The organism is Nonomuraea sp. NPDC004354, from assembly GCF_053602555.1.
The window spans coordinates 401,061-423,144 of record NZ_JBSGDV010000003.1 but is presented as its reverse complement, the minus strand read 5'-3'; the positions used below and the strand labels follow the sequence as shown (position 1 = coordinate 423,144).

20 protein-coding genes are annotated in these 22,084 nt (G+C 73.8%); 11 read left to right on the top strand and 9 right to left on the bottom strand.

The genetic code is table 11. The features are described 5' to 3' along the window. Together ACWENQ_RS12695 and ACWENQ_RS12690 are read right to left on the bottom strand one after the other, a co-directional pair. Nucleotides 1-717, bottom strand: coding sequence for a hypothetical protein (locus tag ACWENQ_RS12695; RefSeq protein WP_452414186.1), 717 nt, complete (start codon nucleotides 715-717; stop codon nucleotides 1-3). 35 nt (nucleotides 718-752) lie between these two features. Next, on the bottom strand, nucleotides 753-1,067 hold the full coding sequence (locus tag ACWENQ_RS12690) for an ArsR/SmtB family transcription factor (protein ID WP_354904395.1): 315 nt from the start codon (nucleotides 1,065-1,067) through the stop codon (nucleotides 753-755). Nucleotides 1,068-1,224: 157 nt separating this feature from the next. Between ACWENQ_RS12690 and ACWENQ_RS12685 the strand changes: the two genes are divergently transcribed. From ACWENQ_RS12685 to ACWENQ_RS12660, 6 genes are all read left to right on the top strand, one after another. Next, nucleotides 1,225-2,610: an FAD-dependent monooxygenase gene (locus ACWENQ_RS12685; RefSeq protein ID WP_452414184.1), complete on the top strand. Its 1,386-nt coding sequence runs from the start codon at nucleotides 1,225-1,227 to the stop codon at nucleotides 2,608-2,610. Nucleotides 2,611-2,682: 72 nt separating this feature from the next. Continuing rightward, on the top strand, nucleotides 2,683-3,603 hold the full coding sequence (locus ACWENQ_RS12680) for a hypothetical protein (RefSeq protein ID WP_452414182.1): 921 nt from the start codon (nucleotides 2,683-2,685) through the stop codon (nucleotides 3,601-3,603). Between the two features lie 113 nt (nucleotides 3,604-3,716). Next, nucleotides 3,717-4,709, top strand: coding sequence for a LacI family DNA-binding transcriptional regulator (locus ACWENQ_RS12675; protein ID WP_452414181.1), 993 nt, complete (start codon nucleotides 3,717-3,719; stop codon nucleotides 4,707-4,709). Continuing rightward, the gene (locus ACWENQ_RS12670; protein WP_452414179.1) at nucleotides 4,706-5,494 is read left to right on the top strand and encodes a sugar phosphate isomerase/epimerase family protein; all 789 of its coding nucleotides are present in this window, start codon (nucleotides 4,706-4,708) and stop codon (nucleotides 5,492-5,494) included. The genes ACWENQ_RS12675 and ACWENQ_RS12670 overlap by 4 nt, the downstream gene beginning before the upstream one ends. Beyond that, nucleotides 5,491-6,381, top strand: coding sequence for an alkaline phosphatase family protein (locus ACWENQ_RS12665; protein WP_452414177.1), 891 nt, complete (start codon nucleotides 5,491-5,493; stop codon nucleotides 6,379-6,381). Before ACWENQ_RS12670 ends, ACWENQ_RS12665 begins: the two co-directional genes overlap by 4 nt. Nucleotides 6,382-7,541: 1,160 nt before the next feature. Beyond that, nucleotides 7,542-10,196 (top strand): PEP/pyruvate-binding domain-containing protein, encoded by a 2,655-nt coding sequence (locus tag ACWENQ_RS12660; protein ID WP_452414175.1) that lies wholly within the window; start codon nucleotides 7,542-7,544, stop codon nucleotides 10,194-10,196. A gap of 115 nt (nucleotides 10,197-10,311) precedes the next feature. On the opposite strand, the gene ACWENQ_RS12655 is transcribed toward ACWENQ_RS12660, so the two are convergent. From ACWENQ_RS12655 to ACWENQ_RS12630, 6 genes are all read right to left on the bottom strand, one after another. Continuing rightward, the gene (locus ACWENQ_RS12655; protein ID WP_452414173.1) at nucleotides 10,312-11,148 is read right to left on the bottom strand and encodes a sugar phosphate isomerase/epimerase family protein; all 837 of its coding nucleotides are present in this window, start codon (nucleotides 11,146-11,148) and stop codon (nucleotides 10,312-10,314) included. Beyond that, complete coding sequence (locus ACWENQ_RS12650; protein WP_449924313.1) at nucleotides 11,145-12,308, bottom strand: dihydrodipicolinate synthase family protein; 1,164 nt, start codon at nucleotides 12,306-12,308, stop codon at nucleotides 11,145-11,147. The genes ACWENQ_RS12655 and ACWENQ_RS12650 overlap by 4 nt, the downstream gene beginning before the upstream one ends. After that, entirely contained in the window at nucleotides 12,305-13,444 is a 1,140-nt protein-coding gene (locus tag ACWENQ_RS12645; protein ID WP_354904378.1) for a Gfo/Idh/MocA family protein, read from the bottom strand. Before ACWENQ_RS12645 ends, ACWENQ_RS12650 begins: the two co-directional genes overlap by 4 nt. Nucleotides 13,445-13,594: 150 nt before the next feature. Beyond that, entirely contained in the window at nucleotides 13,595-14,821 is a 1,227-nt protein-coding gene (locus ACWENQ_RS12640) for an HRDC domain-containing protein (RefSeq protein WP_449924929.1), read from the bottom strand. A gap of 65 nt (nucleotides 14,822-14,886) precedes the next feature. After that, nucleotides 14,887-15,480: a DUF3000 domain-containing protein gene (locus ACWENQ_RS12635; RefSeq protein ID WP_354904375.1), complete on the bottom strand. Its 594-nt coding sequence runs from the start codon at nucleotides 15,478-15,480 to the stop codon at nucleotides 14,887-14,889. Nucleotides 15,481-15,540: 60 nt separating this feature from the next. Then, nucleotides 15,541-15,744 carry a hypothetical protein gene (locus ACWENQ_RS12630; RefSeq protein ID WP_452414171.1) on the bottom strand — a complete coding sequence of 68 codons (204 nt, stop codon included), beginning with the start codon at nucleotides 15,742-15,744 and terminating at the stop codon, nucleotides 15,541-15,543. Nucleotides 15,745-16,092: 348 nt separating this feature from the next. On the opposite strand from ACWENQ_RS12630, the gene hemE reads away from it, so the two are divergent. Continuing rightward, nucleotides 16,093-17,124 (top strand): uroporphyrinogen decarboxylase, encoded by a 1,032-nt coding sequence (gene hemE, locus ACWENQ_RS12625; RefSeq protein WP_452414170.1) that lies wholly within the window; start codon nucleotides 16,093-16,095, stop codon nucleotides 17,122-17,124. Between the two features lie 212 nt (nucleotides 17,125-17,336). On the opposite strand, the gene ACWENQ_RS12620 is transcribed toward hemE, so the two are convergent. Continuing rightward, nucleotides 17,337-18,428, bottom strand: a complete 1,092-nt coding sequence (locus tag ACWENQ_RS12620) for a DUF4349 domain-containing protein (protein ID WP_452414168.1) — start codon at nucleotides 18,426-18,428, stop codon at nucleotides 17,337-17,339. Between the two features lie 145 nt (nucleotides 18,429-18,573). Here ACWENQ_RS12620 and ACWENQ_RS12615 point away from each other — a divergent pair, with 145 nt between their 5' ends. The 4 genes from ACWENQ_RS12615 to ACWENQ_RS12600 all read left to right on the top strand — a co-directional run bounded on the left by ACWENQ_RS12615 (nucleotide 18,574) and on the right by ACWENQ_RS12600 (nucleotide 22,083). Continuing rightward, the gene (locus ACWENQ_RS12615) at nucleotides 18,574-19,215 is read left to right on the top strand and encodes a class I SAM-dependent methyltransferase (protein ID WP_452414166.1); all 642 of its coding nucleotides are present in this window, start codon (nucleotides 18,574-18,576) and stop codon (nucleotides 19,213-19,215) included. Nucleotides 19,216-19,234: 19 nt separating this feature from the next. After that, a complete protein-coding gene (gene hemG, locus ACWENQ_RS12610) occupies nucleotides 19,235-20,647 on the top strand; it encodes a protoporphyrinogen oxidase (RefSeq protein ID WP_452414164.1) in 1,413 nt (470 codons plus the stop codon). A gap of 4 nt (nucleotides 20,648-20,651) precedes the next feature. Further along, nucleotides 20,652-21,356, top strand: a complete 705-nt coding sequence (gene hemQ / locus ACWENQ_RS12605; RefSeq protein WP_449924291.1) for a hydrogen peroxide-dependent heme synthase — start codon at nucleotides 20,652-20,654, stop codon at nucleotides 21,354-21,356. 88 nt (nucleotides 21,357-21,444) lie between these two features. Continuing rightward, complete coding sequence (locus ACWENQ_RS12600; protein WP_449924288.1) at nucleotides 21,445-22,083, top strand: hypothetical protein; 639 nt, start codon at nucleotides 21,445-21,447, stop codon at nucleotides 22,081-22,083. Nucleotide 22,084: the final 1 nt, after the last annotated feature.

Sequence of the window (22,084 nt, the reverse complement as noted above, 5' to 3'; positions counted from 1 at the left end):
CTACTCGCGAGTAACTACAACTGAGACGAGGGCCGCCGCCATCAGCACGCACACCAGCCAGCCGGCCGGTTCCCACAGGTGGGCCCGCGCCGCGACCAGCGCCGCCGTCGTCACCGTGGCGCCCGCCCACGCGGCCGGTCTGCCCGCTCTCGCCTGACCGGGATCCCACGGGTCGTGCGGAGACCCGGTACGGCCGGCCAGCGCCTCACGCGTCCACCACAGCGCGAAGCAGACGCCCGCCGCCAGGCAGGCCGGCGCCGCGACCTCCAGCGCCCCGGCCAGCGAGTCGGCCAGGCCGTACAGCGCCGACTCCTGGAACAGCCGCGGCACCGTGAAGCCGAGCAGCAGCGTCACCGCCCAGCCGCCGGCCATGGCGAGCCGGCCTGCCGACTGGCGCGGACCGGCCGAAGGGCGTCCGTAGAGGGCGTGCTCGCGCCGCCGCACCCGCCGGGCCCGTGCCGCCCAGACCGCCTGCGTCGCCGCGAGCACGGGGACGGCCAGCGCGAAGGCCGCCAGCGCCAGCCAGGCCAGCGGCCTGGTGCCCTCCCTCGTCGGCGCCCGCTCGGCCAGCAGCTGCGTGGTGGCCAGCGCGGAGATCGCCACGGTGAGCGCGACCAGGGCGGAGCGGCGCGCCGACCTGGCGCGGCCGCGCAGGCCGGCGAGCGCGGTGGCGCCGGGAAGGGACCCCGCGGCGGGGTCGGGAAGGGGGGTGACCATGGGGCCATCTTCGTCGGCGATGGCTCCCGGTTCGCTCACATCGCGCCGGATTCCTGGGCCACCAGGTCGAGAAGGCCGGGGAAGCGGGCGTCCAGGTCGGCGCGGCGCAGCGTGATGAACAGCTTGCGGCCCTCCGGCCGCTGGCAGATCACTCCCGCCTCGCGCAGCACCCGCCAGTGGTGGGTGAGCGTGGACTTGGGCACGTCGGACAGGACGGACCCGCAGAACATCTCCTCGTCCGCCCCCCGCTCCCAGAGCCTGCGGACGATCTGGGCCCGCACGGGGTGGCCGAGCGCGGCCATGACCTCGATGAGCTGGATCTGCTCCCGCGTGGGATGAAGCGCCACCATCGGACCAGTGTACGAAACTGTCGAACTTGACGTGGTCAGACTACTGTACGAACATCTCGTACTGTTCGTTGATCCCGGACATATGAATGGACTGCCAGGCGCAACCTCCGCGCCCTCGCCGGTGTTCACCGTCCAGTCCCTACCGAAAGGTCGCCACATGTTCGATGTCGCTGTCGTCGGGGGCGGACCCGTCGGCATGCTGCTCGCCGCCGAGCTCGCCCTCCAGGAGGTCGACGTCGTGGTGGTCGAGCGGCGTGCCGTACCGCTCACCGAGTCCAAGGCGGGCACCCTGCACGCCCGCACCGCGCAGAGCCTCGACCGGCGGGGGCTGCTGACCGCGGTCGGCCACCCGACCTGGGGGAGCGTCAGGTTCCACTTCTCCGGGATGTTCGGCCTCGACCTGGGCGCGGTCACCGATGGCGGCCCGTCCATCGTCGGCAGCCCGCAGGCCTGGGCCGAGCACGTCTTCGCCGAGCGGGCGCAGGCGCTCGGCGCGACGATCATGCGCGGGCAGGAGGTCACCGGGCTGGAACAGCGCGACGACCACGTGCTGCTGTCCAACGGGGTGACGGCCCGCTACGTGGTCGGCGCCGACGGCGCCCGCAGCGCCGTCCGCAAGGCCGCGGGCATCCCGTTCGACGGCACGGGGGCGCGCGTGGCCGCCCTCATGGGCGAGGTACGGCTCCCGCCCGGCCTGCCGGGCGGCTACCACAGGACCCCTCGCGGCTGGCTCATCGTCTGGCCCGGCGGCCGGATCACCACCTACGACTTCCGGCGACCGCACGCCGACAGGGAGGCGCCCGTCACCCTGGAGGAGCTTCAGGAGGTGGCCGAGTACATCGCGGGCTTCCCGATCCCGATGTCCGACCCGCGCAGCCTGACCAGGTACGGCGACGCGGCGCTGCAGGCGCGGGACTACCGCAGCGGCCGGGTGCTGCTGGCGGGCGACGCCGCCCACGTGCACTTCCCGTGGGGCGGGCAGGGGCTCAACACCGGCCTGGAGGACGCCGTCAACCTGGGCTGGAAGCTGGCCGCGCAGGTGAAGGGCAGGGCGCCGGACGGTCTGCTCGACACCTACCACGCCGAGCGGCACCCCGTGGCGGCCAGGGTGCTGTGGAACGTCAGGGCGCAGAACGCGCTGGCCGATCCCGATCCGCGGATGGACCCGCTGCGGGAGCTGTTCGCCGAGCTGATGCGCTTCGACGAGGTCAACGCCTACCTCAGCGGCATGATCAGCGGCGTGGACACCGTCTACGACGTCGGCGTGCCCGGCGCCGGCTGGATGGCCCCCGACCTGACCATCACCACTGACCGCGGCCAGGTCACCCTTGTCGAGCTGCTGCGGGCGGCCCGCCCGCTGTTCCTCGACCTCGACGGCCGAAGCGACCTCGTTCGTGCCGTCGGGACCCGCGCGCGGGTGGTCAGCGGGAAGGCCGACAGCCCCTTCCAGGCCCTGCTTGTGCGCCCGGACGGGTACGTCGCGTGGACCTCGGAGGCGGGGGACGAGACACTGCGTGGAGCACTGGATCGCTGGTTCTTGTGAAATATCCAGACAAACTGTGGCGGCTTCTGTTAGGAAGGTGCGCGATCACGTAAGCACTAGAGAGGTTCCACCGTGGCGCGCGACGAGAACGACAGCCCTGACTTGACCGGTGACGTGCTGTCGGACCGCTGGACCCCCGAGTCGGCTGACACCGACGAGCAGCCCGCCGTCGTCGCGGAGGACAAGCCCCCCGCTCCCGCGCCTGCCGCTGCGCCGGCCCCCGCCCCCGCTCCCGCTCCCGCTCCCGCCGCGGAGGCGGATGAGGTGCCCCTGGTGACCGTCCTGGACGCGCCCCCCGTGGTCGCGATGGAGGTGCCCGAGACCGAGGCCCAGTACCTCCCCCTCGACCAGGGCTTCGACTCCGCGGGCGAGTCGTCCCCCCGTGGCTTCCTCGGCTCCGGCTGGACCGAGGACGGCGACGCGCCCGAGCGGGAGGTGCGCAGGCGCACCAGGCTCCTGCTGGCGGGGGCCGCGGCCGTCGTGGTGGTCGGCGCGGCCGGCGGCTGGATGCTGATCGGCTCCGGCGGCGAGGCCTGCGCGGGCGGGTCCTGCGCCTCCAGCCGCTCGGTGGCCCCCGCCGTCACCGTGTCGCCGGTCGAGGAGCCGGCGTCGAGCGAGCCCGCCGTCGAGCCGGTCACCGACCCCTCGCAGACGCCCGAGTCGTCCGCGACGGTCAGCGCCACCCCCGAGCCGCCCACGCGCGTACGGCAGAGCAAGGCGCCCCAGACGCCCAGGCCCACGGCCACCCGTCTCGGCACCCCCACCACCAAGCCCAGCTCCAGGCCGGTCCGCACGCTCAACGACGAGACCGTCAAGGAGCGGACGAACAAGAACGAGCCTGCCACCGAGCCGACCGCCGAGCCGACCACCCAGGCCCCGCCGGCGACCGGCACCGAGGCGCCCGCTCCCGCCACGGAGGCGCCCGCGCCCGTCCAGCAGCCGCCCTCGGACGACAGGCGTTCCGGGGGGCTCCTGGACTGGCTGTTCGGCTAGGACCCCTCGACCGCGGCCGCCTTCCCCTGGGAGGGCGGCCGCGGCGTCGTTGCCGTACCATCGCGCGAAGGCCGCCGGTCTGACAGACTGGAAATCGCTTTCCGGGAGGGGTCATGGTCACGCTCGAGGACGTCGCCAAGCAGGCGGGCGTCTCCCTCGCCACCGCCTCGCGCGTGCTGAACGGCAGCACCCGCCAGGTCGGCGCCTCCCTGCGCGCGAAGGTCGAGCGGGCCGCGGTCGAGCTGGGCTACCGCCCCAACCTGGCGGCCCAGACGCTGGCGCGCGGCGCGAGCAACGTCATCGGCATCGTCGTGCACGACCTCACCGACCCCTACTTCGCCGCGCTGGCCGACGGCGCCATGCGGGTGGCCGCCGACCAGGGACTGCTGGTCATGGTCGGCGCCACGCACCGCGACCCGGAACAGGAGATCGCCTACGTCGCCTCGCTGAACGCCCAGCGGGTGCGGGCGGTGCTGCTGGCCGGCTCGCGGGTCGACGACCCCCATGTCACCCGGCGGCTGCGCGAGGAGGTCGCCCGCTACCGTGCCGGCGGCGGCAGGGTGGCCTGCGTCGGCCAGGACCTGCTCGAGGTCGACACCGTCGCGCCCGCCAACCGGGAGGGCGCCGCCGACCTGGCCCGTTCGCTGGCGGCGCTCGGCCACAGCCGCTTCGCCGTCCTGGCCGGGCCCGCCGGGCTGCTGACGGCCGCCGACAGGTGCGCGGGCTTCACCGACGCACTGGCCGCCCTCGGTCTGCCCGCGCCCCTGGTGATCCACGGCGCCTTCGACCGCGACGGCGGCCACGCGGCCGCGCGCGAGACCGGCGACGCCACGTGCGTGTTCGCCGTCAACGACGTGATGGCGGTCGGCGCGCTCGCCTCCTACCGCGAGCGCGGGATCCGGGTGCCCGACGACGTGTCGGTGGCCGGGTTCGACGACATCACGACCCTTCGCGACCACGTCCCCGCCCTGACCACGGTACGGCTGCCGCTGGCCGACATGGGGGCGAAGGCGCTGACCCTGGCGCTGGAGGCCGGCGAGCGGACCCGCGTGGAGCGGGTCGCCGGCGAGGTGGTTCTCAGACAGAGCGTACGGAGGCACGAGTGAAGCTGGCGGTCAGCACGCTGGGAATGCCGGGAGAGGGCCTGGAGTCGGCGATCGCGGTCGCCGCCGCGGGCGGCTGTCAAGGGCTGGAGCTGCGGCTGCACCCCGACACGGGCGTGCACGCGGGGCTGCCCCCCGCCGATCGTGCCGCGGCGCGCGAGAAGATCGCCGACGCGGGCCTGTCCATCGCCGCCCTGGCGGGATATGTCGGCATCTGTGATCCCGCACCCGCCGACGACATCGTCGTCGGCGACCTGCTGGCCGACCTCCGGCTCGCCGCCGACCTGGGCGCGCCGGGCGTGCGGGTCTTCCCGCGCGGCGACGACCCCGCCGTCGGCGCCCGCCGCCTGCGGGCCGTCGCCGACACCGCCGCCGCGCTCGGCGTGCGCGTGTTCGTCGAGACGCACGACAAGATGCCGACGGGCGCCGCCGTCGCCGCGCTGCTGTCGGCCACGGGACGGCCCGACGCCGCGGTCGCGCTGTGGGACCTGCTGCATCCCTGGCGGCACGGCGAACCCCTCGACGAGACGCTCGGGGCGCTGGCGCCGTACCTGGCCTACGTCCAGGTGAAGGACGCCGTGTCCGCGACCGACACCACCCCCGTCCCGCTGTGGTCGGGCGCGGTGCCGCTCGACGCGGCGGGTGAGCTGCTACGCGCGCACGGCTACGACGGGTGGGTCTCGCTGGAGTGGGAGCGCACCTGGTACCCGCAGGTCGCCCCGGTGCAGGACATCCTGCCCGGCGCGGCCGACTGGGTGCGCCGCTTCTCCGCCCCGGCCGCGGCGTGACGCCGACGGCCAAGGTGCTCGTCGTCGGGATGGACGGGCTCAGGTTCGACCGCGTGCCGGCCATCAGGCCGCCGGTGCTGCTCGGGCTGATGGCGGCGGGAACCCACGGCACCGCCCTGCTCCCGTACGGCGAGGCCGTCGCGCCGCGCACCGGGTCGCCGGGCGAGGTGGTGCCCGGCAGCCGGGCGGGCGTCACGGCCAGGACGGACTCCGGGCCCGGCTGGTCGTCGATCGCGACGGGCGTGTGGCCCGACAAGCACGGCGTGGTGGACAACAGCTTCGCCGCCGCCAACTTCACGAAATATCCGGACTTCCTCACGCGGGCGAAGGTAGCCCGCCCCGACCTGTCCACCTACGCGATCTTCTCGTGGGCCGCGCTCGCCGAGCACGGCGCGTTCGGCGAGGCCATCGACGTGCGGATCGCGCTCGACGGCTACGCCGACACCTTCGCCGCCTGCGACGCCCGCGTCGCCGACGCGGCCGCCCGGCACCTGGCGGCGCAGGACCCCGACCTGGCCTTCGTCTACTTCGGCGACACCGACGAGGTCGCCCACGACCTCGGGCCGCTGTGCCAGGAGTACACCGACGCCCTGCTGCTGCAGGACGCCTTCCTCGGCCGGCTGCTCGCCGCGGTCAGGAGCCGCGCGAGCTACCCGGGCGAACGGTGGACCGTGATCGTCACCACCGACCACGGGCACGTCGACTCCGGCGGGCACGGCGGCGTCTCCGACGAGGAGCGCACCACCTTCGTGGTCCTGTGCGAGCTCGACCGCCCGACGCGGCCGGTGCGCGCCCCCCGCCTGGTCGACATCGCCCCGACGGTCCTGTCGCGCCTCGGCATCCCCGTCGACCCCGCCTGGAACCTCGACGGCCACCCCCTCCCCTGACCCCGTCCGTCCTCGCTCCCAGGCATCTCCCACCGGGGGGCCACCACGTCGTGTCTCCCACCCACAGGGCCACCCCGGCGCGTCTCCCACCGGCGGGGGCCGCCCTGTCGCGTCTCCCACCGGCGGGGCCACCCTGTCGCGTCTCCACCCACAGGGCCACCTCGTCGCGTTCTCCCACCAGCGGGGGCCGCCCTGTCGTATCTCCCACCGGGGCTGCCCTGACGTGTCTCCCGCCCGCGACTCCCGTCGTCTCCATCGCCCCGGTCGGCCCTCGCCCATCCTGTCCACTCCTTTCCGCGGGCCCGGCCGTCTCCTTCGGCCCCTGCTTTCCCTGGCCCGGCCGCTTTCCCTGGCCCGGCCGCTTTCCCTGGCCCGGCCGCTCCTGCGGTCCCGTTCTCCATGCATAGCCGTCCGCGACTCGCGGCCCCTCGACCCTCGGGCCGTTCCTCGCCTCCTCCCGCGCTCCCTCACGCCTGCGGTTCCCGTCGGCTCGACCGCTCCGGCGCCGGACCGCGTCGAACGCCTCAGGGCGGCCGCGCCAGGGGGTCAGGTGCGCGGCGCAAGACCGACCCCGACGCCCGCCGCCACCGGATCCGGCACCCGCCGACCGCCCACCGCCGGCCGCCGCCCCTCTCCGGCCACTCGCCCGCCAGCCGCTTGCCGTTGGCCGCGCCCCGGTTGGCCGTGTCCCGGTTGGTCGTGCCTCGGTTAGCCGCCCCGGTCGGCCGCGCCTGGGCCGGCTGCTCCGGTCGGCTGCTCTCCGCCGATCGCTCGTCGTCGCCCGCCCAGTCATCGCCATCCGCAGGTCGGTCGCGTGCTGGCGTCGTCCGACGCTGCCGGGATCCCAGCGCCCAGGCCGGTCCCGCCTGCCGTACGCCCTGGAGCGCCTCGGGCCGGCCTGCCGTACCTCTCGGAAGACCTCGGGCTCGCCTGACGTACGCCCTGGAACGCCTCGGGCCGGCCTGCCGTACACCCCGGAAGACCTCGGGTCCGCCTGACGTCCGGAACGTTCTGGCTCGCCGTCCCAGGTAGTCGGCCGAGAGAGAAGTTCATCACTTGATGAATTTTTTCACAGAAAGGCATTCCATCGCCGCTCTCCGCGATGCACACTGCTGGCAAACAGGGATGAGAAGTACAGCCGACCGCAAGGGGAACACCGGATGAAGACCGCACGCGAACCACTCGCCCTCCCGTTCGCGGACATCGACGCGGGCATGCTGGCCCAGGTCGGCGGTAAGGCCGCCAACCTGGGCGAGATGACCGCCGCTGGTCTCCCCGTGCCGCCCGGCTGCTGCCTGACCACCGAGGCCTACCACCGGGTCGCGGAGGGCACCGCGCTGAAGGACGTCATCGCCGAGCTGGCCACCACCGAGCCCGCCGACGCCGCCCGGCTCGCCGAGCTGGCGGGCAGGGCCAGGGCGCTGCTCCTCGAGGCGCCGGTTCCCGAGGAGGTGCGCGAGGCGGTCGACGACTCCTACGCGCGCCTCGGCGACCGGGTGCCCGTGGCCGTGCGGTCGTCGGCGACGGCCGAGGACCTGCCGTACGCCAGCTTCGCCGGCCAGCAGGACACCTACCTCAACGTCGTGGGCCCCGAGGCGGTGCGCGACGCGGTCCGCCGCTGCTGGGCCTCGCTGTGGACGGACCGGGCGGTGGCCTACCGGGCGGCCAACGGGATCGACCACGCGGCCGTCCGGCTCGCGGTGGTGCTGCAGCGGATGGTCGCCGCCGAGGTGGCCGGCGTGATGTTCACGGCCAACCCGGTGACGGGCCGCCGCCACGAGGCGGTCATCGACGCGGCCCCCGGCCTGGGCGAGGCGGTGGTGTCGGGCGCGGTCAACCCCGACAGGTTCGTCGTCGACATGGCAGGCGGCCGGATCACCGAGCGCGGGATCGGCGACAAGCGGGTGTCGATCCGCCCGCTGCCCGGCGGCGGCACCGAGCGCGCCGACCTGGACGGCACGCGGGAGGCGTGTCTCACCGACCGGCAGGTGCGCGACCTGGCCGCGCTCGGGCGCAGGGTGGAGGACCACTACGGGGCGCCGCAGGACACCGAGTGGGCGATCGACGCCACCGGCGCCCTCTGGCTCACCCAGGCCAGGCCCATCACCACGCTGTACCCGCTGCCCGCCACCACCAGGCAGGGCCTGCGGGTCTACTTCTCCGTCAACGTCGCGCAGGGCGTGATGCGCCCCTTCACGCCGATGGGCATGGCCGCGTTCAGGCTGATCAGCGGGGGAGCCACCGCCATGGCGGGCTTCCCGCCCGCCGACCCGCTGGCCGGGGCGCCGATCGCGGCCGAAGCGGGACAGCGGATGTTCCTCGACATCACCGCCGCCGTGCGCAGCAGGATGGGGCGGGCCGTCCTGCCCAGGGCGCTGGCGTTCGGCGAGGCCCGCGCGGGGGTGGTCTTCGCCCAGGTCGCCGAGGATCCGCGGCTGTCGGTGACCACCACCTCCCCGCTCCCGTTCGTCCGTGCGGCGCTGCGGGTGGCCAGGCGCGTCGGCGCGCACCGGCGGGTGGCGCTGGCGCTGGCCAGGCCCGAGGCGGCGCTCGCCTACACCAGGCGGCTCGGCAAGGCGCTGGAGGCGCGCCTGCGCGTCGACCCCGGCGCCACCGCCGAGCAGCGGCTCGACCACGCCGAGCGCTGCCTGCGCGGCACGTTCCCGATGATCTTCTCGATCATGCCGGTGGCGCTCCTGGGTTACGCGGGGTTCGGCCTGGCGGGCAGGCTCTCCGGCGCGAAGGGCGACCAGTTGCAGGCCGTCCTGCGCAGCCTGCCGCACAACCCGACCACCGAGATGGACCTGGAGCTGTGGCGGCTGGCCACGGGCATCGGCGCCGATCCCGAGGCGGCCGCGCCGTTCCGGACCCTGCCGGTCGGCGAGCTGGCGGCCCGCTTCGCGCGCGGTGAGCTGAAGGCGCAACGGCTGATCGAACGCTTCCTGGCCCGCTACGGCCAGCGCGGCGTCGCCGAGATCGACCTCGGCATGCCCCGCTGGTCCGACGAGCCGGCGCACATCCTCGGCGTGCTGGCCAACTATCTCCGGCTCGAGGACGGCGGCCTCGCGCCCGACGAGATGTTCGCCAGGGGAGCGGAGGAGGCCGAGCGCGCCGTGCGCGCCATCGTGTCCATGGCGGCGGCCAAGGGCCGGTTGCGGGGCCGGCTGGCGGCGGCCGGGCTGCGCCGGACCAGGATGTTCGGCGGCCTGCGCGAGCTGCCGAAGTACTACATGGTCGAGGTCCTGGCCACGGTACGGCGCAGCATGCGCGTGGTGGGGGAGGAACTGGTGGCCAAGGGCGTGCTCGAGGCCGCCGACGACATCTACTTCCTCGACTTCCGCGAGGTCCGCCAGGCGCTGTCCGGCGGGTCACGGGCCGCGCTGGTGGCCGAGCGGCGGGCCGCCTACGAGCAGGAGGTGCGCCGCCGCCACGTGCCCAGGATGCTGCTGTCCGACGGCACCGAGCCGGAGGCGCTTGCCGTACCGGCGGTCGCCGAGGAGGGCGCGCTGACCGGCACCCCGGCCTCGGCCGGCACGGTCACCGGGCCCGCCAGGGTGGTGCTCGACCCGGTCGGCGCGCACCTGGAGCCCGGCGAGATCCTGGTCGCCCCCTCCACCGACCCGGGGTGGACGCCGCTGTTCCTGACGGCGGGCGGGCTGGTCATGGAGATGGGCGGCTCGATGTCGCACGGCGCGGTGGTCGCCAGGGAGTACGGGATCCCCGCGGTGGTGGGCGTGGCCGAGGCAACCCACCGGATCGTCACCGGGCAGACGATCACCGTGGACGGCTCGGCGGGCGTCATCTCGATCGACTGACCCCGGCCTCCCCGGCCTCCCCAGGCTCCCGGGCGTTCCCGGCATCCCCGCTGTCCGCGGTCTCCCCGGCCGCGGCGGACCTCCGCCTCCGGTCAGGGAGGGTGCCCGCCGTCGATCAGGGCGCGAGGACGACGGAGGCGAAGCGCTCCTTCATCGTGGACACCACCGTGTCGGGGTCGGCCGCCCAGACGTCGGCGTTGAAGATCTCCACCTCCACGTCCCCCGTGTAGCCGGCCGCCCGCACCGCCCGGGTGAGCGGCGCGAAGTCGATCACCCCGTCGCCCATCATCGCCCTGCCGAGCAGCACGTCGGCGGGCAACGGCTGCAGGAAGTCGCACACCTGGTAGGAGGCGATCCGCGACCCCGCCCGCGCGATCTGCACGAAGACCGCCGGGTCCCACCACACGTGGAAGGTGTCGACCACCACCCCCACCTGCTCCACCGGGTACGGCTCGGCCAGGTCGAGCGCCTGGCCCAGCGTGGACAGCACCGCCCGGTCCGCGCAGTACATCGGGTGCAGCGGCTCCAGCGCCAGCCGCACCCCGCGCTCGCCCGCGTAGGGGGCCAGCACGGACAGCGCCTCGGCCACCCGCTGCCGCGCCCCCGCCAGGTCCCGGGAGAACCCCTCGGCGGGCGGCCGGCCGGCGGGGACGCCGGGCAGGCCGCCGACGACCATCACCAGGCAGGCCGCGCCCAGCTCGGCGGCCTCGTCGACGGCCCGCCGGTTGTCGTCGAGGGATTCCGGCGAGCCGCTGGTCAGGAAGCCGCCCCTGCACAGCGACGAGACACGGAGCCCGGCGCCGGTGACCCGCTTGACCGTCTCGGCCAGCCCCTGCGCCGCCACCTCCTGCCGCCACAGCCCGATGGCCTCGACGCCGTGCCGTACGCACCCGTCGACGGCCTCGGCCACCGTCCACCGCCTGGTGGTCCACTGGTTGAGAGAGAGCTTCACAGCCCGTTCACCGCCAGCAGGGCCCGCATCCGCCGTACGGCGAGCTCCTGGTCGGCCAGCAGCCCCGCCCGGTCGGCCAGCCTGAACACCTCGCACAGGTGCGGCAGCGACCTGGCCGCCTGGGCGCCGTTGACCATGGTGAAGGCGTCCTGGTGGCCGTTGAGCCAGGCCAGGAAGACGATGCCGGTCTTGTAGTGGTACGTCGGCGTCTCGAAGATCTTGCGCGACAGCGGGACGGTCGGGGCGAGGATCTCGTCGTAGTGCGCCAGCAGCCGGTCGCGGGCCTCGTCGGTGCAGGCGGCCTCGGCGGCGTCGAGCACCTGCAGCGCGGCGGCCGCCGCGGGCGCGATCGCGTCGAAGATGCCCAGCAGCGCGTGGGAACCGGTCCTGATCAGCGACGGGTAGTTGAAGTCGTCGCCGGTGTAGAGCTTGACGCCGGGCGGCAGCGCGGCGCGCAGCGCCACCTCGTGCGCCTCGTCCAGCAGCGACACCTTGACCCCGTCGACCATCGCGGCGTGCGCGTGGACCAGCTCGAGGAAGGACGCGGTGGCCCCGGCGACGTCGCGCGCGCCCCAGTACCCGGCCAGCTGCGGGTCGAACATCTCGCCCAGCCAGTGGAGGATCACCGGCCGGTCGGCCACGCCGAACAGCTTGCCGTACACCCGGTGGTAGTCGGCGGGCCCGGTGGCGAGGCGGGCGAGCTGGCGCGAGGCCATCACGATCACGCGCGCGCCCGCGGCCTGGACGGTCTCGATCTGCTCGGTGTAGGCGGCGACGACCTCGTCCAGGGTGGCCGCGGCGGGCGCGTGGTCGGTGCCGGCGCCGCAGGCCACCAGCTCGGCCGGGTCCCCGACGGTGGCGGCCTCGGCGGCGCTGCGCCTGATCAGCTCCCGGGTGGCCGCCCAGTCCAGGCCCATGTTGCGCTGGGCGGTGTCCATGGCGTCGGCGACGCGCAGGCCGTGCGACCACAGGTGGTGCCGGAAGCGCAGCGTGGCCTCCCAGTCGACCGCCGCGGGGGAGCCAGGGGTGTTGTCGCCCAGCGGGTCGGCGACCACGTGGGCGGCCGCGTAGACGACGCGGCTCGTGGCGGGCCCGTCGACGGCCGGCCAGGTGACGGGATCGCTCAGCGTGTGGCTCCCGCCGGGCAGGTCGATCCTCACAGCTCCGCCACCGCCATCCTGCGGCCCTCGGCCGAGCTGCGCAGCCCGAGCTCGGCCAGCCGTACGCCGCGGGCGCCGGAGGCGAAGTCGTAGGGGAAGGGCGCGTCCTCCACGACGTGCCGGACGAACAGCTCCCACTGGATCTTGAAGCCGTTGTCGAAGTCGGCGTTGTCGGGCACCTCCTGCCAGTCGTCGCGGAAGCGCGCCGTGACGGGCAGGTCGGGATTCCAGACCGGCTTCGGGGTGGTGGCGCGGCTCTGGACGCGGCAGTTGCGCAGGCCCGCGACGGCGCTGCCGTGCGTGCCGTCCACCTGGAACTCCACCAGTTCGTCGCGGTTGACGCGGACCGTCCAGGAGGAGTTGATCTGCGCGATGACGCCGCCGGCCAGCTCGAAGACGGCGTAGGCCGCGTCGTCGGCCGTCGCCTCGTACGGCTCGCCCCGCTCGTCCACCCGGGTCGGGATGTGCGTGGCCGCTCTGGCGTAGACCGACTCGACCGTGCCGAACAGGTTCTCCAGCACGTAGTTCCAGTGCGGGAACATGTCCAGGATGATGCCGCCGCCGTCCTGGGCGCGGTAGTTCCAGGAGGGCCGCTGGGCGCTCTGCCAGTCGCCCTCGAAGACCCAGTAGCCGAACTCGCCGCGCACCGACAGGATGCGGCCGAAGAACCCGCCGTCGATCAGCCGCTTCAGCTTGAGCAGGCCCGGCAGGAACAGCTTGTCCTGCACGACCCCGTTCTTCACGCCCTTGGCGGCGGCCGCCTCGGCGAGCGCCACCGCCTCCGCGTAGGACTCGGCGGTGGGCTTCTCGGCGTAGATGTGCTTGCCCGCCTCGATCGCCTTCAGCACCGACTTGACCCGGGCCTGCGTGACCTGGGCGTCGAAGTAGACGTCGGCCTCCCGGAGGGCGGCGTCGAGGTCGGTGGTGTGGTCGGCGATGCCGTGCCGGGCGGCCAGGTCGGCGAGCTTGGCCTCGTTGCGGCCCACCAGGATCGGCCGCAGCACGACCCTGCCGCCGTCGGAGAGGGTCACGCCGCCCTGCTCGTTGATGGCCAGGACCGACCGCACCAGGTGCTGGCGGTAGCCCATCCGGCCGGTGACGCCGTTCATCGCGACACTGATCGTGCGCACGCTCATGTGACCTCTCCTCAGGGAAAGCGCTTTCCAGATGACCGTACGGCGGCCGGAGCCGGGCCGTCAAGCGGCTTGCACGCGTCCTTGTCGTCAGGCGCCTTGCACGGCGCCCTTGGTGGCCAGGTGCTCAGACGGCGACCTTGGTCGCCAGGCTTACACGGCGCCCTTGGTCGCCAGGCGGTCGAGCGCCTTAGCCAGCGGGCGGGAGACGAGCACGACCTGCCACTCGCGGGCGCCCAGCGAGCGCAGCCGCTCGGCGACCGCCTGCTCGCTGATCTCCTCCGGCGGCTCCCAGGTGAGCCGGCGCACCGCGTCGGGCTGCAGGAGGTTCTCCGTCGGCATGCGGTGCTCGTCGGCCAGGGCGGCCACCACCGAGCGGGCCGCGGCCAGCCGCTTGGCGGCCGCGGGGTCGCGGTCGGGCCAGCGGTTGGCGGGCGGCGGGCCGTCGCCCGGCATGCTGGGCGACGGCAGCTCCGAATCGGACAGCGCGCGGGCGCGGTGGACCGCGTCGAGCCAGTCGCTCATGTGGCGGCGGGCGGCCCGGCCGGTGAAGGCGGTGATGTCGGTCAGCGCCTTCTTAGTGCGCGGCATCTCCAGCGCCGCGGTGACGATGGCCGCGTCGGGCAGCACCCTGCCCGGGGCGATGTCACCCTCACGGGCGATACGGTCGCGCATGGTCCACAGCTCGCGCACGATCGCCAGCGCCCTGACGTTGCGCACCTTGTGGATGCCGGAGGTGCGCCGCCACGGGTCGGAACGCGGCGCCGGCGGCGGGGTGGCCAGCACCGCGGCGAACTCCTCCTCGGCCCACGCCAGCTTGCCGCTGTCGACGAGCTGGCCGTGGAGCACGTCACGCAGCTCGACCAGCACCTCGACGTCGAGCGCCGCGTAGCGCAGCCAGTCTTCCGGCAGCGGCCTGGTCGACCAGTCTGCCGCCGAGTGGCCCTTCTCCAGGCGCAGCCCCAGCACGGTCTCGACCATCGTGCCGAGACCCACCCGCTCGTAGCCGAGGAGCCGCCCCGCCAGCTCTGTGTCGAACATCCGCCGCGGCCTGAACCCGACCTCGGTCAGGCACGGCAGGTCCTGCGAGGCGGCGTGCAGCACGATCTCCGCGTCGGCCACCGCCGCGTCGAGCTTCGACAGGTCGGGACAGGCGATCGGGTCGATCAGCGCGCTGCCCGCACCCGCCCGGCGCAGCTGCACCAGGTAGGCCCGGCCGCCGTAGCGGTAGCCCGAGGCGCGCTCGGCGTCGACCGCCACGGGGCCGCTGCCCTTGGCGAACTCCTCCACCGCCCTGGCCAGCTCCTCCTCCGAGCCGATGACGGGCGGGATGCCCTCCCGCGGCTCGAGAAGGGGGACGACGGTGTTGTCCTGGCTCAGGAGGTCTCCTCCTGCGGCCTCGGGAGGCTGCTCGCTGCGCCTGCTGGTGCCCTCACTACGTTCGGTCACGGCCTGGTGGACTCCGGATCTTCGCGTCGGCGCGGCATCGTGGCCACGTCAGGTGGTAGCGGTGGAATGCCGGCCGCCAGGCACATCAGATCGCACCAGGCGGCGACGTGGCCGGAGAGCTCCTCCTCGGCGGGCGACCACGACGCCCGCAGCTCCAGCTCCGTGGAGACGGGGGCGTCGGCCTTGTCGCCGAAACCCTCGGAGACCGCGCGGGTCACCGTGCCGCCCGCCGCGTGGTAGCCCGCCGCGTGGGCGTCGAGCGCCTCGGTCAGCCAGCTCCACACCACGGGCCCCAGCAGCGGATCGGAGGTGATCTCCGGCTCCATGTCGGCCCTGACGTAGGCGACCAGGCGGAACTGCCCCTCCCACCCGCGCTGCCCGTCGGGGTCGTACAGCAGGATAAGCCTGCCGACCGCCAGTTCCTCGTCCTCGCGGTAGACCGACGCGCCGATGGCCGCGGAATACGGCGCCAGCCGCTGCGGGGCGGGCAGGTCCTCCAGCTCGATCTCCGGCCTGACCTCGGCCGCGCGCAGGCTCTCGGCCGCCCGGCTGAAGGCGGCGGGGGCCGGCGGCGCGTCACCGAAGGTCATAGCCGAAGCGTAGGTCGAGGAGGGTCGCATGGGGACCACGGGGGTGCTCATCGGTGCCGATCAAGCCGCGACCGTCAGCGGGCGCGCGTGGGGGACGGCCAGATCGAAGGGAGCGACGAGCAGCGCATGACCGCACTCCAGGCAGGCCCACTCCGGGCACACCTCATGCTCGTCCGGGCACGGCGGCTGCTCGAACAGCCGCTCGCGTGCGCAGGACGGGCAGTGCTCACTGCGGCGCTCGGGGGAACTCCACAACGCGGTCATCGGTACGGAGCCTTTCTTCGCGGACGTGGCTCCGACGTTGGCATGCCACGCTGACAATTCCGCGCAACGCGCTCGGCGTGTCACGAAAGTCGGGCGGTATTCGATGACGCGCGGTGGATTGGCGAACATTTGGTCCAGTCAGGAGGGGATTAAGGGGAGATCGTGACAGGAACTGTACCGGGGTGGCGCCGATGGCGGAGCCGGGTGAGGGTGGCAGGCCCTCGCTAATGGGATGAACTGCGCTAAACCTCATGTTCGACTCCTGATCGTGACTTTAGCGGTTGCATGCGTATGTTTCCGATTAGCGCCGATGGAGCGACCGCCACCGGCCCATGGCACCCTTGAATGGTGAATCTCGCCGACTCCGCCTTCCTGCGCGCCTGCCGCCGCCAGCCCGTCCCGCACACCCCGGTGTGGTACATGCGCCAGGCCGGGCGGTCCCTGCCCGAATACCTCAAGGTGCGCGAGGGCGTGCCGATGCTGACCGCGTGCGCGCGTCCCGACCTGATCGTCGAGATCACCCTGCAGCCGGTCCGCCGCTACGGCGTCGACGCGGCCATCTTCTTCAGCGACATCGTCGTCCCGCTCAAGGCCATCGGCGTCGACCTCGACATCAAGCCCGGCGTCGGCCCGGTCGTCGCCGACCCCATCCGCGACCGCGCGGGCCTGGCGGCGCTGCGCCCCCTGGAGCCCGGCGACGTGCCGTACGTCACCGAGTCGATCGAGGCCCTGGTGGGCGAGCTGGGCGGCACCCCGCTCATCGGCTTCGCCGGCGCGCCCTTCACGCTCGCCTCGTACCTGATCGAGGGCGGGCCGTCCAAGAACCACGACCACACCAAGGCCATGATGTACGGCGAGCCCGCGCTGTGGCACGCGCTCATGGACCGGCTGACCGGCATCGTCATCGAGCACCTGCGGATCCAGATCAGGGCGGGCGCCTCCGCGGTCCAGCTGTTCGACTCCTGGGTGGGCGCGGTCGCGCCCGACGACTACCGCGAGCTGGTCCTGCCCTACACCCGGCGGATCTTCACGGCGGTCTCCGAGGTGCCGCGCATCCACTTCGGCGTGGGCACCGGCGAACTGCTCGGCGTGCTCGGCGAGGCCGGGCCCGACGTGGTGGGCGTCGACTGGCGGGTGCCGCTCGACGAGGCCGCGCGCCGCGTCGGCCCCGGCAAGGCGCTGCAGGGCAACCTCGACCCCGCCATCCTGCTGGCCCCGTGGGAGGCCGTCGAGCGCAAGGCTCGGCAGATCCTGGAGCGCGGGCGGGCCGCCGAGGGCCACGTGTTCAACCTCGGCCACGGCGTGCTGCCCTCGACCGACCCCGACCAGCTGCGCAGGCTCACCGACCTGGTCCACTCCTTCACCCCCGAATCCGCCTGACCGGACCGGACCCCCGGCCACCGGCGGCCCGATCACTGAGGGCCCAGTCGCCAAGGGGCCGCGGTCGCCAGGGGGGCCGATCGTTGAGGGCCCGGTCTCCGCAGACCCGATCGCTGTGGGTCCGATCGCCCAGTGCCGGGTCGCCCAGTGCCGATCACCGAGGGGCCCGACCGGTGCGGATTCGGTCTCCGCGGGCCCGGTCGCGGCGCCGTCTAGGGCGGGGGTGGCGCGTCGCCGGTCCGGGGGCGCCGCGGGTTCGGCTGGGCCGGTGCGTCGTCGGGCCGCGGGTCAGCCTGGGCCTGCTGGGCCGGGGGCTGGTCGTCGCCGGGCCGAGGGTGGTGCGGCCGTTCGCCGGACGCCTGCGGGTCGCGCGGCCCGCCGTGGGCCGCGGGCACCGGGGGAGCGGCGGGCCCGGTCCGGGACACCGGACGGCGGGCCCGGCCCCGCCGTACCAGGAGCAGGATGACGACGGCCACCGGAAGCATCGCCACGAGCCACGGCAGCAGCACGCCGACCACGGTCAGCGCGATCTGCACGAAGCCGACCAGCGCCGACCAGCCGGCCCGCAGACCGCCGAGGAAGCCCGCGGGCTCCTCCGACGGCTCCGCCACCGGCGTCACGGGCCCGATCAGCCGCAACGTCAGCGTCGCCGTCGACACCTGTGCGGCCAGCGCCTTCTGCCTGGCCTGCAGCGACTCCAGCTCGGCCTCGCGGGTGGCGATCTCCCGCTCGACCTCGATCACCTGCCCGACGGTGTCGGCCCTGGTGAGCAGCGTGCGCATGGCGGCCAGCGCCTGCTCGGCCGACTTCAGCCGGCTGGCGACGTCGGCGACCTCCTCGGTCACGTCCGTGGTGTTCTGCCGCAGCGACTCCCGCTTGCCGAGCAGCTTGCCCATCCGGTCGAGCAGCCCCTGGTAGGCCGCCGGCGGGATCTTGAAGACCAGCGTGGAGCTGCCGTCGCCGCCGTCGAAGGCGTCGGACTCCTCGCTGGACAGGTAGCCGCCCGCCGCCGTGACGAGCTGCTTGGCCTGCTCGGCCGCCTTGGTGACGTCGCCGGCGCGGACCGTCATCTCCGACACGTAGATGATCGAGCGCTGCTCGGGCGCTATCGTGACCTTCTTGGCGGACTCGCCGGAGACCGTGCTCCGCCCGGTGCCCGCCGTCTCGGCCTGCGCGGCAGGCGCGGCCGCCGGCGCCGTGCCCCCGGAGTCGTTGCGGGCGGCGGAGTTCCCGCCGCCGCAGCCGGACAGGACGAGCACGGCGCACGCCGCCGTTAACGCCATGCCGTACCGAATTCTGCTCATATCCGTGAGACGGATCCGGTACGGGAGCTGCCGTCACGAAGGCGTCACGTTCGGCATTCCACCCGATCACGGCACGACCGCGGTACCAGAGAGAAATCGTCCTCGCGGACGATCATCGCGGCGCCGCGTCGCGCAGGCTGGAATCATGCGGACGCTTCCTGACAGGCTGCACAGGACCTTCTTTCGCACGATGTCGCTGTTGCCCGCGCGCGGGCAGGGTCGTTTCCTGCAGCGTTACTTCGACTGGTTCCACCGCAACCCCGATCCGTGGCGGCACGCCGTCGACCCCTACGAGGCGGCCAAGTACGACGCCACCCTCCGGCACGTCGGCGCCGGCGAGTTCGGCAGGATCCTGGACGTCGGCTGCAGCGAGGGCACCTTCACGCTGCGGGCCGCCGCCGCCTACCCCGCGGCGGACGTGGTCGGCGTGGACGTCTCCGACCGCGCCGTCGAGAGGGCCACGGCCAGGGCGGAGGGCAGAGCCGCCTTCGTCGCGCTCGACTTCCTCAACCAGGATCCCGGAGGCCGCTTCGACCTGGTCTTCTGCGCCGAGACGCTCTACTACGTGGGCAGGGAGGAACGGCTGCGGCTCGCCTGCGGACGGCTGCGCTCCTTCCTGGCGCCGAGGGGCACGCTGGTCGTCACGCATCCGTGGCCTGAGGCGCGCCGGCTGCACGGATTCCTCGACCGGGATCCGGCGTTGAGCAAGGTCGGCGAGCGCGTCGAGAGCGGGAACGGACGGCCGTTCGCCGTCAGCTCCTACCGGCTCGGCGAGGCGGCGGGGTGAGGCGGTACCGTCAGGAGACGTGGAAGGGAATCAGCGGCATGTAGTGATCGTCGGCGGCGGCATCTCAGGGCTGGCCGCGGCGTGGTTCCTCAGCCAGGGCGGCGCCGGCCGGGTGAGGGTGACCGTGCTCGAGGGCAGCCCCAGGATCGGCGGCAAGCTGTACGCCTCCGAGGTGGCGGGCATCGCCGTGGACGAGGGCGCCGAGTCGATGCTGGCCAGGCGGCCGGAGGGCACCGAGCTGGCTCGGGCGGTCGGACTGGGCGCCGACCTGGTCCACCCCGGCACCACCCAGGCGAGCATCTACTCCAGGGGCGTCCTGCGGGCGATGCCCAAGGGCCAGGTCATGGGGGTGCCCGGCGACCTGACCGAGCTGGCCAGGTCGGGCATCGTCTCGCCCGGCGGGCTGCTGCGGGTGCCGCTCGACCAGGTGCTGCCCGCCACGCTGGTGCGCACCGACGTGTCCGTCGCCGCCTACGTCCGGGCGCGGATGGGCTCGGAGGTCGTCGACCGGCTGATCGAGCCGCTGCTCGGCGGCGTCTACGCGGGCCGGTCCGACATGCTCTCGCTGGAGGCGACGATGCCGCGCATCGCCGCCGCCGCGCGCTCGGAGCGGTCGCTGCTGGGCGCGGTCAGGGACATCGTGCAGGAGACGCCGAAGGACGCCGGCCCCGTCTTCGCCGGCCTGCGCGGCGGGCTCGGCAGCCTGCCGGAGGCCGTGGCCAAGGCCTCCGGCGCCGACATCAGGACCGGCGTGACCGTCAGGGAACTGCGGCGCACGCAGGACGGCTGGCGCCTGGTCACGGGCCCGGTCCCGCGGCCGGAGATCGTCGAGGCGGACGCGGTGATCCTCGCCACGCCGGCGACCCCCGCCGCGCGGCTGCTGAAGGACGAGGTGCCGAAGGCCGCCGCCGAGCTGTCCAGGATCGAGTACTCCAGCATGGCCATCGTCACTCTCGCCTACCCGCTGGCCGCCTTCCCCTCGCCGCCCACCGGCAGCGGCTACCTGGTGCCGCCGGTCGAGGGTCGTCCCGTGAAGGCGGCCACGTTCAGCTCGGTCAAGTGGCCGCACCTGGCCGCGTCCGACCCCTCGGTGGTGGTGGTGCGCTGCTCCATCGGCCGCATCGGCGAGGAGCAGCTGCTCCAGCGCGACGACGCCGAGCTGGTGTCGCTCGCCACGGCCGAGATGGGCGAGGTCGCGGGCGTGCGAGGGCTGCCGCTCGACACCCGCGTGACCAGGTGGGGCGGATCGCTGCCGCAGTACAACGTCGGCCACCTCGACCGGGTGGCCCGCGTCCGCGCGGCCGTGACCGTCGAGCCGGGGCTGGCCGTCTGCGGCGCCGCCTACGACGGGGTGGGCGTGCCCGCGTGCATCTCGACCGCCCGTACGGCCGCGGCCCGGATTCTGGACCACCTGGGTGGCAGGGGAGAATGACCACATGACTGAGGGGACGACCCAGCGGCCCAAGGCCCGCGACCTTAACCAGGTGATCCGCTACACGATGTGGTCGGTGTTCAAGGCCACCGAGCAGTGCCCTGGCAACCGCGAGGGCATGGCCGACGAGGTCAACGAACTGCTCGAGCAGGCCGCCGGCAAGGACGTCGTGACGCGCGGCTGCTACGACGTGGCCGGCTTCCGCGCCGACGCCGACTACATGCTCTGGTGGCACGCGCCGACGGCCGAGGACCTGCAGGACACCTACTCGCGCTTCCGCCGCACCACGCTGGGCCGGCTGAGCGAGCCGGTGTGGTCGGCGATGGCGCTGCACCGGCCCGCCGAGTTCAACAAGTCGCACATCCCCGCCTTCCTCGCCGAGGAGGAGCCGAGGGGGTACGTCTGCGTCTATCCCTTCGTGCGGTCGCTGGAGTGGTACCTGCTCGACGACGCCGAGCGCCGTTCGATGCTGGCCGAGCACGGCAAGATGGCGCGCGAGTACCCGGACGTCAGGTCCAACACGGTGGCCTGCTTCGCCCTCAACGACTTCGAGTGGATGCTCGCCTTCGAGGCCGACGAACTGCACCGCATCGTCGACCTCATGCGCCACCTGCGCGGCGCCGAGGCCAGGCGGCACACGCGGATCGAGGTGCCGTTCTACACCGGCGTCCGCAAGCCGGTGGGCGAGCTCATCGCGACGCTGCCCTGACGGGTCGAGGCGCTCGCCCGGCGGATCCGCCATCTCCCGAGACGGATCTCTCCTGCGCTGTCATAATCAGGCCAAATCCCCTGTCGTTGTGAGGCAAAGGGTGGCTGAAGGCGGCGGCCTGGCACGCTCCAGGCGTGGCAGGCACGGGCGGCGGCGCGGCAGAGCGCGCGGGTTACGGGTGCTGGAGGGCGCGGTCGCCGGGGCGGCGGTGGTGGCGCTCGCGCTGGCGGCCGGCGCCGGGATGTTCGGGCGGGAGCGGGCCCAGCGGGCGGCAGGCACGGTGGTGACCGTCGCTCCCTCCGCCCCGGTCGCCGCGGCGGCCTCGGTGGGAGGGGTGGGCGAGCCGACGAGCCGGGCCCCTTCGTCCGGGGCGGCGCCCGCGGCCGTACCGGACAGACGGAAGAGGTCCGAGCACACCGACCAGCGGGCGGCCGAGTACTTCGACAAGCGGTGGGGCCGCGGCGACAAGGCGGCCAAGCGGCTCAAGGACATCCGCAGCGTGGGGGGATACCTGCGCATCTATACCGACCTGCCGGAGTCGGCCCACAACTCCAAGCAGGCGATCACGCTCTGCGAGCGGGGGCTGGAGTACCTGCGGGAGATCGGCGAGGACCGGCCCGTGGTCTTCGTCCAGGCCGAGTTCGGGGAGAACGGCAATCCCGTCCTCGCCAACGTCCTCGGCCCCGACGACGGCGACTGCCGCGTCACCCATCCCGCTCCCGGCTGAC

What these genes read in the sequence shown, in the direction of transcription:
- ACWENQ_RS12635 (WP_354904375.1), bottom strand. Translation starts at nt 15,480, where the DNA reads ATGACCTTCGGTGACGCGCCGCCGGCCCCCGCCGCCTTCAGCCGGGCG.
- hemQ (WP_449924291.1), top strand. Translation starts at nt 20,652, where the DNA reads ATGACTGAGGGGACGACCCAGCGGCCCAAGGCCCGCGACCTTAACCAG.
- ACWENQ_RS12645 (WP_354904378.1), bottom strand. Translation starts at nt 13,444, where the DNA reads ATGAGCGTGCGCACGATCAGTGTCGCGATGAACGGCGTCACCGGCCGG.
- ACWENQ_RS12690 (WP_354904395.1), bottom strand. Translation starts at nt 1,067, where the DNA reads ATGGTGGCGCTTCATCCCACGCGGGAGCAGATCCAGCTCATCGAGGTC.
- ACWENQ_RS12630 (WP_452414171.1), bottom strand. Translation starts at nt 15,744, where the DNA reads ATGACCGCGTTGTGGAGTTCCCCCGAGCGCCGCAGTGAGCACTGCCCG.
- ACWENQ_RS12660 (WP_452414175.1), top strand. Translation starts at nt 7,542, where the DNA reads ATGAAGACCGCACGCGAACCACTCGCCCTCCCGTTCGCGGACATCGAC.
- ACWENQ_RS12620 (WP_452414168.1), bottom strand. Translation starts at nt 18,428, where the DNA reads ATGAGCAGAATTCGGTACGGCATGGCGTTAACGGCGGCGTGCGCCGTG.
- ACWENQ_RS12685 (WP_452414184.1), top strand. Translation starts at nt 1,225, where the DNA reads ATGTTCGATGTCGCTGTCGTCGGGGGCGGACCCGTCGGCATGCTGCTC.
- ACWENQ_RS12615 (WP_452414166.1), top strand. Translation starts at nt 18,574, where the DNA reads ATGCGGACGCTTCCTGACAGGCTGCACAGGACCTTCTTTCGCACGATG.
- ACWENQ_RS12695 (WP_452414186.1), bottom strand. Translation starts at nt 717, where the DNA reads ATGGTCACCCCCCTTCCCGACCCCGCCGCGGGGTCCCTTCCCGGCGCC.
- ACWENQ_RS12675 (WP_452414181.1), top strand. Translation starts at nt 3,717, where the DNA reads ATGGTCACGCTCGAGGACGTCGCCAAGCAGGCGGGCGTCTCCCTCGCC.